This window comes from Zoogloea sp. (assembly GCF_041908905.1).
Classification (GTDB): Bacteria; Pseudomonadota; Gammaproteobacteria; order Burkholderiales; family Rhodocyclaceae; genus Zoogloea.
Window position 1 is genome coordinate 44,163 of sequence record NZ_JAYREK010000008.1, and the last position, 16,015, is coordinate 60,177.

The window sequence follows — 16,015 nt, forward strand, 5'->3', positions numbered from 1 at the left end:
TAGCCGAGGGCTTGGAGTAAACTTGCGAAATGCCTGCGATTCTACTTCATCTGCTCCCCGCCACCCTGTACACCGCGCTGGGCGTGCATTTCTGGCACAGTCGCTGGCACGCGCCGGCCCTGGCGACCCGCCCCGGCCTGCGCCCATGGGAGCGCACCCTGATGCTCGTGGCCCTGCTCGCCCACGGCTTTGCGCTGCACGGCGTGTTCTTCTCGCCCGAGGGCATCCACTTCGGCTTCAGCCTGGCCCTGTCGCTGATGATGTGGCTGGCGATGCTGTTCTACTGGATCGAGAGCCTCTACGCCCGCCTCGAGGGGCTGCAGACCCTGTCCATGCCGCTGGCGGCGCTGTGCTCGCTGCTGCCGGCCTTCTTCCCCGACCCGCACCTGCTCGCCAACGCCGGCAGCCCGCTGTTCCGCGCCCACTTCGTGGTCGCGATGCTGGCCTACAGCCTGTTCACACTGGCGGCCCTCCACGCGGTGCTGATGGCGGTGGCCGAAAAGCGCCTGCACGGCGCCCGCCTCAGCCGGGCCTTCGCGGCGCTGCCGCCGCTGCTCACCATGGAGACCCTGCTGTTCCGCCTGATCGGCATTGCCTTCGTGCTGCTGACCCTCACCGTGGGCTCCGGCGTGCTGTTCTCCGAGGCCCTGTTCGGCAAGGCCTTCCGGCTCGACCACAAGACCGTCTTCGCGATCATCTCGTGGCTGCTCTTCGGCAGCCTGCTGGTCGGCCGGCACATGTGGGGCTGGCGGGGCCGCAAGGCCCAGTACTGGACGCTGGCCGGCTTCGTGGCGCTGATGCTGGCCTACGTGGGCAGCCGTTTCGTCGCCGAGGTCGTGCTCGGGCGCGGCGCCTGAGCGGCCCCGACGCCCCGCCGCACAGTGGAAAACGTTCCGCTCTCCGTCCAGTCGCTGATCCTCGTCACGCTGCTCGCGCTGTCGGGTTTCTTCTCGATGGCCGAAACCTCCATGATGGCGGCCAACCGCTACCGCCTGCGCTCGGCCGCCAGCCTGGGCTCCCGCGGGGCACGGCTGGCCCTGACGCTGCTCGACCAGACCGACAAGCTGCTCGGCATCATCCTGCTGTGCAACAACCTCGTGAACGCCGCCGCCGCGACCCTGGTCAGCGTCATCACGATCCAGCTCTTCGGCAACGAGGAGTGGGTGCTCGGCGTGAGCACCCTGGGGGTCACCTTCCTGATCCTGGTGTTCTCCGAGATCACCCCCAAGGTGATCGGCGCCAACCACGCCAACCGGCTGGCCTGCGTCGTCAGCTACCCGCTCACCGGGCTGCTGAAGGGGCTGTATTTCGTGGTGTGGTTCGTGAACCTCTTCGTGGCCGGGCTGCTCGGCCTGCTGCGCCTGCGCGACGCAGGCGACGGCACCAGCCAGAACCTGTCCACCGAAGAGCTGCGCACCATGGTGCTCGAATCCGGCGCCTTCATCCCGCCCAAGCACCGCAGCATCCTTGTGAACCTGTTCGAGCTGGAGGACATCACCGTCGAGGACGTGATGACCCCGCGCAACCAGATCGAAGCGGTGAACATCGCGGAGCCGATGGAGGTCATCCAGGGCCACCTGGCAACCTGCTACCACACCCGCCAGCCGGTCTTCGACGGCGAGATGAACGCGGTGATCGGCGTGCTCCACGTGCGCCGCCTGCTCGCCCACAGCTTCGAGAACCGCCTGTCGGTGGCCGACATCCGCGAGCTGCTGACCCGGCCCTACTTCATCCCGGCCAGCACGCCGATCTACTCCCAGCTGCAGTTCTTCCAGGAGAACCGCGAGCGCCTCGGCCTGGTGGTGGACGAATACGGCGAGCTGCTCGGCCTCGTCACCCTCGAGGACATCATCGAGGAGCTGATCGGCAAGTTCACCACCCGCCGCCCCGACGCCGCCGAGCGCCTGCGCTGGGGCGAGGACGGCAGCGTGATCGCCGACGGCAGCCAGCACCTGCGCGACCTCAACCGCAAGCTCGGCCTCGACCTGCCGGTGGACGGCCCCAAGACCCTCAACGGGCTGGTCCTCGAACATCTCCAGGACATCCCCGAATCCGGCCTGTCGGTACGCATCGCCGGCGTGCCCATGGAGGTCGTCCAGGCGGAGGACCGCCGGATCAAGACCGTGAGAATATTCCGCCCGCAAAACCCGAAATAAACAGAGAATGTAGCGCGGGTTTACAAGCCCTCGCACCGGCGGCATGATCGCCGCACCTTTCAGGCACACCCCCACTTCAGACGTTCCGGCATGTCCGCACCCCCCCAAGTCGCCCTGAGCGGCCTCGCTCGCGCCCTCGTACAACACGGCCGGATCCTCGAAGCCGAGGCGCTCGCGTGCACCTCGCCCTCCGCGACGCCCAACGACTTCCTGATCGAGCTCATCAAGCGCGGGCTGATCAGCGCCGGCGACCTGGCGCGCTTTGCCGGCGAAACCTTCGGCACGCCGATCATGGACCTGGCGTCCTTCGACGTCGCCCACCTGCCCATCGACGCCATCGACCGCAAGCTGATGATCAAGCATCAGGTGCTGGCCCTCGGCCGACGCGGCAACCGCCTGACCCTGGCCCTGGCCGACCCGTCCAACCTGCGCATCCTCGACGAGATCCGCTTCCAGACCGGGCTCGCCGTCGACCCGGTGGTGGTCGAGGCGCCCAAGCTGGTCGCCCTCGTCGAGCAACTCTCCGAAACCGCCAGCGAGACCCTCAAGGAGCTCACCGGCGACGAGTTCGACATGGATCTGCTGGGCCAGGAGAGCGGCATCGAGACCCCGCAGCAGGACGAGTCCTCCGATGTCGAGGACGCGCCGGTGGTGCGCTTCATCCAGAAGCTGCTGATCGACGCCATCAACGAAGGCGCCTCGGACATCCACTTCGAGCCCTACGAAAAGTACTACCGCATCCGCTTCCGCACCGACGGCATCCTGCGCGAGATCGCCCAGCCGCCGCTGGTCCTCCGCGAGAAGATCGCCGCCCGCATCAAGGTGATCTCGCGCCTCGACATCTCCGAGAAGCGCGTCCCCCAGGACGGCCGGATGAAGCTGGTGCTGTCCAAGAACAAGGCCATCGACTTCCGGGTCTCCACGCTGCCGACCCTGCACGGCGAGAAGATCGTGATGCGTATCCTCGACCCCAGCTCGGCGATGCTGGGCGTCGACGCCCTCGGCTACGAGCCCGACCAGAAGGCCGCCCTGATGGAGGCGGTCAGCCGCCCCTACGGCATGATCCTCGTCACCGGCCCCACCGGCAGCGGCAAGACGGTGTCGCTCTACACCTGCCTCAACATCCTCAACAAACCCGGCGTCAACATCAGCACCGCCGAAGACCCGGCCGAAATCAACCTGCCCGGCATCAACCAGGTCAACGTCAACGAGAAGGCCGGCCTGACCTTCGGCTCCGCGCTGCGCGCCTTCCTGCGCCAGGATCCGGACGTCATCATGGTCGGCGAAATCCGCGACCTCGACACCGCCGAGATCTCGGTGAAGGCCGCCCAGACGGGTCACCTGGTGCTGTCCACGCTGCACACCAACGACGCCCCGTCCACCCTCGAGCGGCTAAAGAACATGGGCGTCGCGCCGTTCAACATAGCCTCGTCGGTGATCATGATCACCGCCCAGCGCCTCGCCCGGCGGCTGTGCACCTGCAAGCAGCCGGTGGACATCCCCATCGAGGCGCTGCTGTCGGCCGGCTTCACCCACGAGGACATCGACGGCAGCTGGCAGCCCTACGGTCCCAAGGGCTGCGACCGCTGCAAGGGCAGCGGCTACAAGGGGCGTCTGGGCATTTATCAGGTCATGCCTATTTCCGAAGAGATCGCACGTATAATCATGACGAACGGCAACTCGATGGACATCGCAGCCCAGGCCCAGCGTGAAGGCATCCGGGACCTGCGCCAGTCCGGCCTCCTGAAGGTGAAGCAAGGGGTCACCTCGCTGACCGAAGTCCTCGCCTGCACCAACGAGTGATCGCCCCACGCGGAAACAACCGATGGCCACTGCACCCACCAAAAAAACACCTGCCCGCAGCACCAACGCCGTTCGCGAACACCTCTTCGTCTGGGAGGGGAAGGACAAGACCGGCAAGATCATCCGCGGCGAAATGCGCGCCACGACCGAGAACGTCGTGCAAACGGTGCTGCGCCGCCAGGGCATCCTGGCCCACAAGATCCGCAAGCAGGCCTTCGCCCGCGGGCGCAAGATCGAAGACAAGGACATCGCGCTGTTCACCCGCCAGCTCGCAACCATGATGCGTTCGGGCGTGCCGCTGCTGCAATCCTTCGACATCGCCATCAAGGGCTGCGGCAACCCCTCGCTGGCCCGCCTGCTCAACGACGTGCGCGCCAACGTCGAGACCGGCAGCAGCCTCTCCCAGGCCTTCCGGCGCCACCCCGACCACTTCGACGCGCTGTTCTGCAACCTCGTCGCCGCCGGCGAACAGGCCGGTATCCTCGACGCCCTGCTCGATCGCCTGGCCACCTACAAAGAAAAGATCCTCGCGATCAAGAGCAAGATCAAGTCGGCCCTGTTCTACCCGATCTCGGTGGTCGTGGTGGCGGCCCTCGTGGTCTCGGTGATGATGCTGTTCGTGGTGCCCGAGTTCAAGAAGGTCTTCGCCAGCTTCGGCGCCGACCTGCCGGCACCGACCATGCTGGTCATCGCCGTCTCCGACTTCTTCGTCGAATACTGGTACATCGGCTTCGGGCTGATCTTCGGCGCCATCATCGGCATCTCGTACACCTACAAGCATTCGCCCCAGATGCAGGCCACCGTCGACCGCCTCACGCTGCAGGTCCCGGTGATCGGCGACGTGATCCGCAAGGCCACCATCGCCCGCTGGACGCGCACCCTGTCCACGATGTTCGCCGCCGGCGTGCCCCTCGTCGAAGCCCTCGACTCGGTGGGCGGCGCGTCGGGCAACGTGGTTTACAAGAACGCCACCAAGCAGATCCAGTCCGACGTGAGCACCGGCACCAGCCTCACGGTTGCCATGCAGAACGCCCTGGTCTTCCCGACCATGGTGATCCAGATGGTCTCCATCGGCGAGGAATCCGGCCAGCTCGACTCCATGCTCAGCAAGGTGGCCGACTTCTTCGAGCGCGAGGTGGATGACGCCGTCGCCGGCCTCAGCCAGCTGCTCGAGCCGATGATCATGGTCTTCCTCGGCGTGGTGATCGGCGGCCTCGTGGTCGCGATGTACCTGCCGATCTTCAAGCTCGGCGCGGTGGTCGGCTGATGCCCCGCAGCCTCCGGAAGGCATCATGAACCTCCTCGGGGATCCGGCCGTGTTCGCGGCCCTGTGCACCCTGCTCGGCCTGTTCATCGGCAGCTTCCTCAACGTGGTCATCCACCGCCTGCCGGTGATGATGGAGCGCGAATGGCAGGCCGAAGCCGCCAGCCTGCGGGGTGAGGAGCCGGGCGAGGCCCCGGCCCTCAACCTCGCCACGCCGCGCTCCCGCTGCCCCCACTGCGGCCACCCGATCAGCGCCTTCGAGAACATCCCGGTGGTCAGCTACCTGCTGCTGCGGGGCCGCTGCCGCCATTGCAGCGCCCCCATCGGCGTACGCTACCCGCTGGTGGAGATCGCCTGCGCGGCGCTGTCGGGCTTCACCGCGCTGCACTTCGGCTACAGCCTGGCGGGCGCCGGCGCGCTGGTCTTCCTGTGGGCGATGATCGCCCTGTGCTTCATCGACCTCGACACCCAGCTGCTGCCCGACAGCATCACCCTGCCCCTGCTGTGGCTCGGCCTGCTGCTCAACCTCGACGGCACCTTCACCGACATCAACGGCGCGGTGATCGGCGCGGCGGCCGGCTACCTCGCCCTGTGGTCGGTGTTCTGGCTGTTCAAGCTCGCCACCGGCAAGGAGGGCATGGGCTACGGTGACTTCAAGCTGCTCGCCGCCATCGGGGCCTGGCTCGGCTGGCAGATCCTCCCGCTGACCATCCTGCTGTCGTCCCTGGTGGGGGCCGTGGTCGGCATCGCGCTCATCGTGCTGCGCCGGCACGGACGGGAGATCCCGATCCCCTTCGGGCCCTACCTGGCCGCGGCCGGGCTGCTCGCCCTCTACTGGGGCAAACCCCTCACCGAGGCCTACCTGGGCCTGCTCTGACGACCCGCGCCGCAAGTCGGCACAGGCATCGGCGGCGCAGCGGGTGCTTGAAAAGCAGTGTCGCGCCCCCATTTTCTACAGACCGGGTCTGTTTCGCCCGATGTTGCGATGCGCTAAACTTCGCCCAACTGACTTTCCGGAGCTCGTCATGCCCATCTACGAGTATCGCTGCAGCGCCTGCGGCCATCAAAAAGACCACCTCCAAAAAATGAGCGACGCCCCGCTCACCACCTGCCCCGCCTGTGGCGCCGAAGCCTATTCCAAGCAGCTCTCGGCCGCCGGCTTCCAGTTGAAGGGCAGCGGCTGGTACGCCACCGACTTCAAGGGTGGCAGCGGCTCCAGCCCCAAAACCGAGGCCAAGAGCGAGAGCGCGGCCCCGGCGACTCCCTGTGGCGGCAGCTGCGCCTGCCACTGAACCAGGGCGCCCGCGAAACCGCTGAATGAAAAAATACTTTGTCACCGGACTGCTGATCTGGATCCCGCTGGTCATCACCCTGATGGTGCTGGCCTGGGTGGTCAACACCCTAGACCAGATCCTCCTCATCGCACCGGCCGCAGTCCGGCCCGACGCCCTGCTGGGCTTCCACCTGCCCGGCGTGGGCGTCCTTGTCACGCTGCTGCTGATCCTGCTCACTGGCCTGGCCGCCGCCAACTTCGTCGGCCAGCGCCTGGTCGGCTTCTGGGAGGGCCTGCTGTCGCGGATCCCGGTGGTCAAGTCGATCTACTACAGCGTCAAGCAGGTCTCCGACACCCTGCTGTCCAGCAACGGCCAGGCCTTCCGCAAGGCCCTGCTGATCCAGTACCCCCACCAGGGCATCTGGACCATCGCCTTCCAGACCGGCAAGCCCGGCGGTGACGCCGCCCGGCACCTGGGCGACGATTTCGTGAGCGTCTACGTGCCCACCACGCCCAACCCGACCTCCGGCTTCTTCCTGATGCTGCCGCGCAAGGACGCCATCGAGCTCGACATGAGCGTCGACGAAGCCCTCAAGTACATCATCTCGATGGGCGTGGTCGCGCCGCCGCCCTCCCGCACCGCCCATCACTCCCCGGCGGCCCTACTGAATCAATAAACGCGCCTGTCGGCCAGGCGTGTTCCGTTTTTTCCAGGAATAAAAGACCCCACCATGCGAACTCAATACTGCGGCCTCGTCTCCGCCGCCTATCTCGACCAGATCGTCACCCTCTGCGGCTGGGTTCACCGCCGGCGCGACCACGGCGGCGTGATCTTCATCGACCTGCGCGACCGGGAAGGCCTCGTGCAGGTCGTCTGCGATCCCGACCGGGCCGAGATGTTCCAGGTGGCCGAGTCCGTCCGTAACGAATTCGTCCTGAAGATCACCGGCAAGGTCCGCCGCCGCCCCGCCGGCACCGAGAACGCCGGCCTCGTCTCCGGTGAGATCGAAGTGCTGTGCCACGACATCGAGGTGCTCAACACCTCCGCCACGCCGCCGTTCCAGCTCGACGAGGAGAACCTCTCCGAGACCACCCGCCTGACCCACCGTGTCATCGACCTGCGTCGCCCCCAGATGCAGAAGAACATGATGCTGCGCTACAAGACGGCGATGGCCTTCCGCCGCTTCCTCGACGCCCAGGGCTTCATCGACATCGAGACCCCGATGCTCACCAAGAGCACCCCGGAGGGCGCCCGTGACTACCTGGTGCCGTCCCGCGTCCACGACGGCCAGTTCTTCGCCCTGCCCCAGTCCCCGCAGCTCTTCAAGCAGATGCTGATGGTGGCCGGCTACGACCGCTACTACCAGATCGTCAAGTGCTTCCGCGACGAAGACCTGCGCGCCGACCGCCAGCCCGAGTTCACCCAGGTCGATATCGAGACCTCCTTCCTCACCGAAGCCGAGATCACGGCGATGATGGAAGAGATGATCCGCACGATCTTCAAGGAGGTCCTCGCCGTCGAGCTGCCCAACCCCTTCCCGCGCATGAGCTACGCCGAGGCGATGGCCCGCTTCGGCTCCGACAAGCCCGACCTGCGCGTGACCCTCGAACTCACCGACGTCACCGACGCCGTCGCCGATGTGGCCTTCAAGGTCTTCAGCGGCCCCGCCACCTCCGGCGGCCGCGTGGCCGCCATGCGCGTGCCCGGCGGCGCCAGCCTCACCCGCGGCGAGATCGACGAGTACACCAAGTTCGTCGGCATCTACGGCGCCCGCGGCCTCGCCTACATCAAGGTCAACGACGTCACCCAGGTCAATGAATCCGGCCTGCAGTCGCCCATCGTCAAGAACCTCCACGAAACCGCCCTGCGCACCATCCTCGAGCGCACCGGCGCCCAGTCCGGCGACCTGATCTTCTTCGGCGCCGACAAGACCAAGGTCGTCAACGACGCCCTCGGCGCGCTGCGCATCAAGCTCGGCCACGAGAAGGGCTACGTCAACGGCAAGGCCTGGGAACCCCTGTGGGTCGTCGACTTCCCGATGTTCGAATACGACGAGGACGACAAGCGCTGGACCGCCTGCCACCACCCCTTCACCAGCCCGAAGGACGAGCACCTCGACCTGCTCACCACCGACCCGGGCAAGTGCCTCGCCAAGGCCTACGACCTGGCCCTCAACGGCTGGGAAATCGGTGGCGGCTCGGTGCGTATCCACCGCGCCGACGTGCAGGAAAAGGTCTTCTCGGCCCTCAACATCGGCCCCGAGGAGCAGCAGGCCAAGTTCGGCTTCCTGCTCGACGCCCTCAAGTACGGCGCGCCCCCGCACGGCGGCCTGGCCTTCGGCCTCGATCGCATCGTCACCATGATGACCGGCGCCGAGTCCATCCGCGACGTGATCGCCTTCCCCAAGACCCAGCGCGCCCAGTGCCTGCTCACCAACGCCCCGTCGCCGGTGGATGAAAAGCAGCTGCGCGAGCTGCACATCCGCCTGCGCCAGAAGGCTCCGGAAGCGCCGGCCGCCTGACCAACGCCTCTCCGGCACCGAAAAGCGGGCAAACGGCACAGCCGTTGCCCGCTTTGTCGTTTACGGGTCTCAAGATTTGATGCCCGCGGCCGTTTCCCGCATAACCGACACCCCCTCCCACCGCACCCACCGTGATCGAACTCGGCACCATCACCGCCCTCGTCGTCGAGGCAAACCCCAACATGCGGACGCAGCTCCGCAACATGCTGAACATGGCCGGCATCACCAAGGTTCAGTTCGCCGTCACCGCCGGGGTCGCCATACGCAAGTTGCGGGACAGCATCTACGACCTGATCCTCTGCGAGTACCACATCGGCGACGGCCAGGACGGCCAGCACCTGCTCGAAGACCTGCGCCACAACCACATCATCCCGCTGTCGACCCTGTTCGTGATGGTCACCGGCGAGCGCCAGTACGAGCGGGTCGTGAGTGCCGCCGAGCTGGCGCCCAACGACTACATCCTCAAGCCCTTCGCCGCCGACACCCTGCACGACCGCGTCGAGCGGGCCCTCGTCAAGCGCGAGGCCTTCATGCCGGCCTACCGGCTCATCGAACTGGGCAACGTGCCCGACGCGATCACCTACTGCACCGAGGCCGAAGAAACCTACCCCCAGTGGCAGCTCGACTTCCTGCGCCTGCGGGCGGAACTCCACGTGGCCGGCGGCCACGCCGACGAGGCCCAGGCGCTCTACGAGCGCATCCTGGCCACCCGCAGCGTGCCCTGGGCCCGCCTCGGGCTGGCCAAGGCCCTCTTCATGCAGCGCCGCTACACCGAGGCCGAGTCCCTGCTGAAACCCCTGGTCAGCGAGAACGAACTCTACGTGGACGCCTACGACTGGCTGTCGCGCACCCGCGAGGCCGCCGGCGAACTCGAATCCGCGCGCAACGTGCTGGCCCACGCCACGGCCCTGTCACCGCACCGGGTCGGACGCCTGCGCCGCCTCGGTGAGCTGTCCATCGCCACCGGCGACCACGATGCCGCCGAAAAGGTGCTCTCCGAAGTCGTCCGCAAGGGCAAGTATTCCGACTTTCGCGACCCCGAAGACCACGTCCGCCTGGTCCAGGCCCAGCTCGGCCGTGGCGACACGACCCAGGCCGAGGCCACCATCCGCGACCTCGAGCGCTCCATGGCCGGCCTCGAGAAGACGCGCATGTGCACCGCCCTGTCGAGCGCCCTGGTGCATGTCCAGAAGGGCGAGACCGAGCAGGCCGGCGAGGCCCTGAAGACCCTCATCGCCGAATCGGACGGCGCCCAGAACCTCTCACTCGCCCTGAAGGGCGAGCTGGCCCGCGCCTGCTTCGCCACCAATCTCGAGGGTGAAGGCGCCCAGGTCGTCCTCGACATCATGCGCAACGCCCCCGACGAGCGTACCGTCGCCGCCACCAAGGACATGCTCAAGGACGCCGGCAAGGCCGATCTCGGCGAGGCGCTGGCGAAGCAGATCAATGCGGAAGTCCGCGACCTGGTGGCCGAGGGCGCCCGCAAGGCCCAGGAAGGCGACCTCGACGGCGCGGTCCAGTTCATGCTCACCGCCGTCCGCAAGATGCCCGGCAACACCAACGTCCTCTTCAACGCCACGCTGGCCCTGCTCAAGCACATCGAGGGCTGCGGCTGGAACGAGCGTTACGCCGAGCAGGCCCGCAACATGATGGAGCGGGCGCGCGCCCAGGACCCGGGCAACGCCCGCCTGCCGGCACTTACCACCTTCTACTACAACCTCCTGAAACGCTACGGGATCGAGCCCTAGGGCGGGCGCGGAGCGGGGGGTGCACCATCGCGCCCCCCTGCTAAACTGGAAGCCTTCCCACTCGCCGAGGGCTCCATCATGCTCATGCGCCTCCTGCGGCTCGCCGCAGTCCTGTTCGCCTTCGCCGCCACCGGCGCCGAGGCCCGCGACCTCCTCGACTGGGGAAGCCGCGACATCCCGATCGTCTCCGAATCCCGCCTGCCACCCGAGGCCCGCGAGACCCTCGCACTGATCCGCCAGGGGGGGCCCTACCCCTACCGGCGCGACGGCATCGCCTTCCAGAACCGCGAGAACCTGCTCCCCGAAGCCCGCCGCGGCCATTACCGCGAATACACCGTACCGACGCCCGGCTCGCGGGACCGGGGCGCGCGGCGCATCGTCACCGCCGGCAACCCGCCCTCGGCGTACTACTACAGCGACGACCACTACCGCAGCTTCCGGCGCATCCAGGACTGACCATGCAAGCCCCCGCCTACCACGACCTTCTGCCCCGCGCCGAGCGGGCCGGGATCTACCACATGCCCTTTGCCGCCGATCTGGCGCTTGAAGAAGCCGCCGAAAGCCTCGACTACCCGCTGCACCGGGTCGACCTCGCCCGGGTCGCCACCAAGGAAGCCTTCCTGGCCGCCGTCGGCGAGGCCCTCGGCTTTCCCGACTGGTACGGCCACAACTGGGACGCCCTCGCCGACTGCCTCACCGACCTGTCGTGGATGGAGGCCGACGGCTACGTGATCGTGCTCGAACGGGCCGACGCCTTTGCCCAGGCCGCCCCGACCGACTTCGCCACCGCCCTGTCGATCTTCCAGGACGCCGCCGACACCTGGCGCGAGGACGGCGTGCCCTTCTGGACCCTCGTCGGCACCACCTCCGGCGAGCTCGACTGGCTGCAGGACCTGGCGTGAGCGCGCCCTACAAGCAGCCGGTGTCGGTGCTGGTGGTGATCCACACGCCGGCGCTGGAGGTGCTGATCCTCGAACGGGCGGGCAGCACCGGGCTGTGGCAGTCGGTGACCGGCAGCCGCGAGGGCGACGAGGCCCCGGCCGCCACGGCGCTGCGCGAGGTCGAGGAGGAAACCGGCATCCGCGCCGACGCCGACGCGCTCCACGACTGGCAGCTCGCCAACCGCTTCGTGATCATGCAGCGCTGGCGGGGCCGCTACGCGCCGGGCGTGCTCCACAACACAGAACACGTGTTCAGCCTGTGCGTGCCGGCGCCCCAGCCGGTCCGGCTGGCCCCCGACGAGCACCTCGCCGCCTGCTGGCTGCCCTGGCAGGAGGCCGCCGAGGCGGTGTTCTCATGGACCAACCGGGACGCGATCCACCTCCTCGCCCGGCGCCTCGGGGCCGGCTAGATTTTCGCGGCCTTGCCGGCCTGCTGGGCCTCCACCAGCCGTGCCAGGCACTCGGGGCAGTAGCAGCCCGCCGCACCGGTGGCGGGGAGCGCCAGCAGCGGCGGCAGCGCGGCGCACCAGCACTCCGTCAGGCCGGCCTGCATGCCGCAGGTGAAGGCGGCCCCACAGGCCGGGCAGGTATTGGTCGGCGGACAGGGATTCTCATGCGGCATCTTCGGGCTCCGGGTCGGCAAACGCGGGTTTATACCCCATGCGGGGCTTGAAGTGCCGCACGGCGGGCCCTATATACAAATCAGCGAGGGCCCCATCCCTCTTCAAGCCCCAGACCAGACAAGGAGAATTACGAATGAGCAACATCACTCGCCGTGACCCTCTTGACGACTTCTTCCGCGGCTTCTTCGTGCGCCCGGTGGAGTATGGTGGCGGGCCGATGGCCAACGCCGAGGCGCCCCAGATGCGCGTCGACGTGAAGGAGCAGGACGACGCCTATCAGGTGCATGCCGAGCTGCCGGGCATCAAGAAGGAAGATATCCACGTTCATATCGACGGCCCGGTGGTGTCCATCAGCGCCGAGCGCAAGCAGGACAAGGAAGTGAAGGAAGGCGAACGCATCCTGCGCACCGAGCGTTACTTCGGCCAGGTGTCGCGCAGCTTCCAGCTGGGCCAGGACGTGGACGAAGGCCGGGCGACCGCCCGGTTCAACGACGGGGTGCTGGAACTCACCCTGCCCAAGAAGGTCGCTCCGCAGGCCAAGCGCCTGATCATCGAATAAACCACCAGCAGCCCGCAGGTGGCCGCCAGGGGGCGGGAGGCGCGAGCTTTCCGCCCCTTTCGTTGTCGGCCGGTGTCACGCGCGGGGCGCTCCAAGCCCCGCCGCAGGGATTACAATCGCGGCTACCCGTAATCACCCTTCTGCGCCGCACGAGACCATGACCGAGCACATCGACACCTCCAACCTGTCCCCCGCCCAGAAAGCCGCGATCATCGCCGAAGCCCTGCCCTACATCCGTCGCTTCCAGGACAAGACCCTGGTCATCAAGTACGGCGGCAACGCGATGACCGACCCGCACCTCAAGGAATGCTTCGCCCACGACGTGGTGCTGCTCAAGCTGGTGGGCTTCAACCCGGTGGTCGTCCACGGCGGCGGCCCGCAGATCGAAACGATGCTCTCCCGCGTCGGCAAGAAGGGCGAGTTCGTGCAGGGCATGCGCGTCACCGACGCCGAGACCATGGAGGTCGTCGAGATGGTGCTCGGCGGCCAGGTCAATAAAGAGATCGTCAGCCTCATCAACCAGGCCGGCGGCAAGGCCGTCGGCCTCACCGGCAAGGACTCCAACTTCATCCGCGCCAGGAAGCTGATGATGGAAGACAAGGGCAACCCGGGCGACCTGATCGACATCGGCCAGGTCGGCGACATCACCGACATCGACCCGAGCCTGATCGCCTTCCTCGACAAGGGCGACTTCATCCCGGTGATCGCCCCGATCGGCGTGGGCGAGGACGGCGAGAGCTACAACATCAACGCCGACGTGGTTGCCGGCAAGCTGGCAGAGATCCTCAAGGCCGAGAAGCTGGTGCTGCTCACCAACACCTCGGGCGTGCTCGACAAGCAGGGCAAGCTCCTCACCGGCCTCACCCCCCGCGACATCGACGACCTGGTGGCCGACGGCACCCTCTCCGGCGGCATGCTGCCCAAGATCGCCTCCGCCCTCGACGCCGCCCGCAACGGCGTGAAGAGCGTGCACATCATCGACGGCCGCGTCGAACACTGCCTGCTCCTCGAGATCCTCACCGACCACGGCGTCGGCACCATGATCAAGAGCAGCTGATCCGCCTCGCAGCGGCCGCACGGGAGGGGCGCATCACGGTGCGCCCCTCGTGCTTTGCCCCCCCGGCCACGGCCACCTGCCGGCGCGGGGAACCCTCGCCGGCTACAATGGTCAGCCAGATTCCCTTCAGCCATCCGCCTCCCATGCTTTACCGCCTCCCCTTCCGCCTCCTGGCCCTGCTCCTCTTCGCCGCCTGCGCGGCCCTGCTCGCCTTCGGGCTCTACCTGCAGCACGCGCAGGGCATCGAGCCCTGCCCGATGTGCATCATGCAGCGTTACGCCCTGGCCACCTGCGGGCTGATCGGCCTGCTCGCCGGGCTGCACAACCCGGGGCGCCGCGGCGTGTCGGGCTACGCCCTGCTGCTGGCCATCGCCGCCCTCGCCGGGCTGGGCGTCGCGGCGCGGCAGTCGTGGATGCAGTGGTTCCCGCCCGCGGTCTCCGAGTGCGGCCCCGGCCTCGAATACATGCTCGAGAGCTTCCCCCTCAGCGCGGCGCTGCCGATGATCTTCCGCGGCGCGGGCGACTGCTCGGTGGTGGACTGGAGCTTCCTCGGCCTGTCGATCGCCAACTGGTCCTTCGTCAGCTTCTCCGCCATCCTCGTCACCCTGGCGGTTTACCTGTGGCAGCGCGCCCGGCAGGCGGGCTGACCCGCCCCCTGCAAGACAGGGCGTCGAACCGCGCCCCTTCAGAAGCGCCGCCCGCCGCTTTACAATAGCGGGCTGTCCGGCACACCCTGCCGGAAACCACTGAACATCAAAGGATTTCCATGGCTCTCCAATGCGGCATCGTCGGCCTGCCCAACGTCGGTAAATCGACCCTCTTCAACGCCCTCACCAAGGCCGGCATCGCCGCCGAGAACTACCCCTTCTGCACCATCGAGCCCAACGTCGGCATCGTCGAAGTGCCCGACCCGCGCCTCGACGCCCTCTCCGAGATCGTCAAGCCCCAGAAGGTGCAGCCGGCCATCGTCGAGTTCGTCGACATCGCCGGCCTGGTGGCGGGCGCCTCGAAGGGTGAAGGCCTGGGCAACCAGTTCCTCGCCAACATCCGCGAGACCGACGCCATCGTCAACGTGGTGCGCTGCTTCGACGACGAGAACGTGGTGCACGTGAACGGCAAGGTCGACCCGATCGCCGACATCGAGACCATCGTCACCGAGCTCGCGCTGGCCGACATGTCCGCCGTCGAGAAGGCCATCCACCGCGAAAGCAAGAAGGGCCGCGCCGGCGACAAGGACGCCCAGAAGCTCGTCGCGCTGCTCGAGAAGCTGCTGCCCCACCTCAACGAGGGCCTGCCGGCGCGCACCCTGCAGCTCTCCGACGACGAGAAGCTGCTCCTCAAGCCCCTGTGCCTGATGACCCTCAAGCCCGCGATGTACGTGGGCAACGTCACCGAGGACGGCTTCGAGAACAACCCCTACCTCGACCGCCTGCGCGAGCACGCCGCCAAGGAAGGCGCCCCGGTGGTCGTGCTGTGCGCCAAGATCGAGGCCGAACTGGCCGACCTCGACGACGAGGACAAGATGGCCTTCCTGGCCGACCTGGGCCTCGAGGAGCCCGGCCTCAACCGCCTGATCCGCGCCGGCTACCAGCTGCTGGGCCTGCAGACCTACTTCACCGCCGGCGTCAAGGAAGTCCGCGCCTGGACCATCCACGTGGGCGACACCGCCCCCCAGGCCGCCGGCGTGATCCACACCGACTTCGAGCGCGGCTTCATCCGTGCCCAGACCATCGCCTTCGACGACTTCATCAAGTACAAGGGCGAAGCCGGCGCCAAGGAAGCCGGCAAGATGCGCTCCGAAGGCAAGGAATACGTGGTCAAGGACGGCGACGTGCTGAACTTCCTGTTCAACGTGTGACCCCCCTCGCCTCCGCAGCCACCACCACGCCCCCCCTTGCGGAGCCGGGGTGAGTTGTCTGCGGAGCCTCGAGAGCCGGCCTCGGAGGCTAACTCTCGAGGCGGTGGAGGATAACTTTTTAGCCTCCGGGCTTCGGCATTTATCCTCCCGAGGATAATTCGTTACCCTCGGAAGCTGACTATTTATCCTCCCCAACCTCGACATTTACCCT

At 67.3% G+C, this 16,015-nt stretch carries 17 protein-coding genes; 16 read left to right on the top strand and 1 reads right to left on the bottom strand.

Annotation, left to right across the window (positions count from 1 at the left end):
• The first annotated feature begins 29 nt into the window (after positions 1 to 29).
• The 12 genes from ACE3OU_RS07045 (at position 30) to nudB (ending at position 12,117) form a co-directional block, all read left to right on the top strand.
• A complete protein-coding gene (locus ACE3OU_RS07045) occupies positions 30 to 857 on the top strand; it encodes an inner membrane protein YpjD (protein ID WP_374240834.1) in 828 nt (275 codons plus the stop codon).
• 24 nt (positions 858 to 881) lie between these two features.
• Positions 882 to 2,156: an HlyC/CorC family transporter gene (locus tag ACE3OU_RS07050; protein WP_374240835.1), complete on the top strand. Its 1,275-nt coding sequence runs from the start codon at positions 882 to 884 to the stop codon at positions 2,154 to 2,156.
• A 90-nt stretch (positions 2,157 to 2,246) separates the two neighbouring features.
• Positions 2,247 to 3,959: a type IV-A pilus assembly ATPase PilB gene (gene pilB, locus ACE3OU_RS07055; RefSeq protein WP_374240836.1), complete on the top strand. Its 1,713-nt coding sequence runs from the start codon at positions 2,247 to 2,249 to the stop codon at positions 3,957 to 3,959.
• A gap of 22 nt (positions 3,960 to 3,981) precedes the next feature.
• On the top strand, positions 3,982 to 5,226 hold the full coding sequence (locus ACE3OU_RS07060; RefSeq protein WP_374240837.1) for a type II secretion system F family protein: 1,245 nt from the start codon (positions 3,982 to 3,984) through the stop codon (positions 5,224 to 5,226).
• Positions 5,227 to 5,248: 22 nt separating this feature from the next.
• Positions 5,249 to 6,100 (top strand): A24 family peptidase, encoded by an 852-nt coding sequence (locus tag ACE3OU_RS07065; protein WP_374240905.1) that lies wholly within the window; start codon positions 5,249 to 5,251, stop codon positions 6,098 to 6,100.
• 148 nt (positions 6,101 to 6,248) lie between these two features.
• A complete protein-coding gene (locus ACE3OU_RS07070) occupies positions 6,249 to 6,515 on the top strand; it encodes an FmdB family zinc ribbon protein (RefSeq protein ID WP_374240838.1) in 267 nt (88 codons plus the stop codon).
• A gap of 25 nt (positions 6,516 to 6,540) precedes the next feature.
• Positions 6,541 to 7,173, top strand: a complete 633-nt coding sequence (locus ACE3OU_RS07075; protein WP_374240839.1) for a DUF502 domain-containing protein — start codon at positions 6,541 to 6,543, stop codon at positions 7,171 to 7,173.
• Between the two features lie 54 nt (positions 7,174 to 7,227).
• Complete coding sequence (aspS, locus tag ACE3OU_RS07080; protein ID WP_374240840.1) at positions 7,228 to 9,018, top strand: aspartate--tRNA ligase; 1,791 nt, start codon at positions 7,228 to 7,230, stop codon at positions 9,016 to 9,018.
• Between the two features lie 131 nt (positions 9,019 to 9,149).
• The gene (locus ACE3OU_RS07085; RefSeq protein WP_374240841.1) at positions 9,150 to 10,766 is read left to right on the top strand and encodes a tetratricopeptide repeat protein; all 1,617 of its coding nucleotides are present in this window, start codon (positions 9,150 to 9,152) and stop codon (positions 10,764 to 10,766) included.
• Between the two features lie 84 nt (positions 10,767 to 10,850).
• On the top strand, positions 10,851 to 11,222 hold the full coding sequence (locus tag ACE3OU_RS07090; RefSeq protein ID WP_374240906.1) for a ribonuclease domain-containing protein: 372 nt from the start codon (positions 10,851 to 10,853) through the stop codon (positions 11,220 to 11,222).
• Between the two features lie 2 nt (positions 11,223 to 11,224).
• Positions 11,225 to 11,668, top strand: coding sequence for a barstar family protein (locus ACE3OU_RS07095; protein ID WP_374240842.1), 444 nt, complete (start codon positions 11,225 to 11,227; stop codon positions 11,666 to 11,668).
• The gene (gene nudB / locus ACE3OU_RS07100; protein WP_374240843.1) at positions 11,665 to 12,117 is read left to right on the top strand and encodes a dihydroneopterin triphosphate diphosphatase; all 453 of its coding nucleotides are present in this window, start codon (positions 11,665 to 11,667) and stop codon (positions 12,115 to 12,117) included. The genes ACE3OU_RS07095 and nudB overlap by 4 nt, the downstream gene beginning before the upstream one ends.
• Here nudB and ACE3OU_RS07105 read toward each other — a convergent pair.
• Positions 12,114 to 12,329 (bottom strand): cysteine-rich CWC family protein, encoded by a 216-nt coding sequence (locus ACE3OU_RS07105; protein WP_374240844.1) that lies wholly within the window; start codon positions 12,327 to 12,329, stop codon positions 12,114 to 12,116. The two genes, nudB and ACE3OU_RS07105, sit on opposite strands and share 4 nt — an antisense overlap.
• Positions 12,330 to 12,463: 134 nt before the next feature.
• Between ACE3OU_RS07105 and ACE3OU_RS07110 the strand changes: the two genes are divergently transcribed.
• From ACE3OU_RS07110 to ychF, 4 genes are all read left to right on the top strand, one after another.
• On the top strand, positions 12,464 to 12,889 hold the full coding sequence (locus tag ACE3OU_RS07110; protein WP_374240845.1) for an Hsp20/alpha crystallin family protein: 426 nt from the start codon (positions 12,464 to 12,466) through the stop codon (positions 12,887 to 12,889).
• 157 nt (positions 12,890 to 13,046) lie between these two features.
• Complete coding sequence (gene argB, locus ACE3OU_RS07115; RefSeq protein ID WP_374240846.1) at positions 13,047 to 13,946, top strand: acetylglutamate kinase; 900 nt, start codon at positions 13,047 to 13,049, stop codon at positions 13,944 to 13,946.
• A 143-nt stretch (positions 13,947 to 14,089) separates the two neighbouring features.
• A complete protein-coding gene (locus tag ACE3OU_RS07120; protein WP_374240847.1) occupies positions 14,090 to 14,593 on the top strand; it encodes a disulfide bond formation protein B in 504 nt (167 codons plus the stop codon).
• 119 nt (positions 14,594 to 14,712) lie between these two features.
• On the top strand, positions 14,713 to 15,804 hold the full coding sequence (ychF, locus tag ACE3OU_RS07125) for a redox-regulated ATPase YchF (RefSeq protein WP_374240848.1): 1,092 nt from the start codon (positions 14,713 to 14,715) through the stop codon (positions 15,802 to 15,804).
• The last annotated feature ends 211 nt before the right edge of the window (positions 15,805 to 16,015 follow it).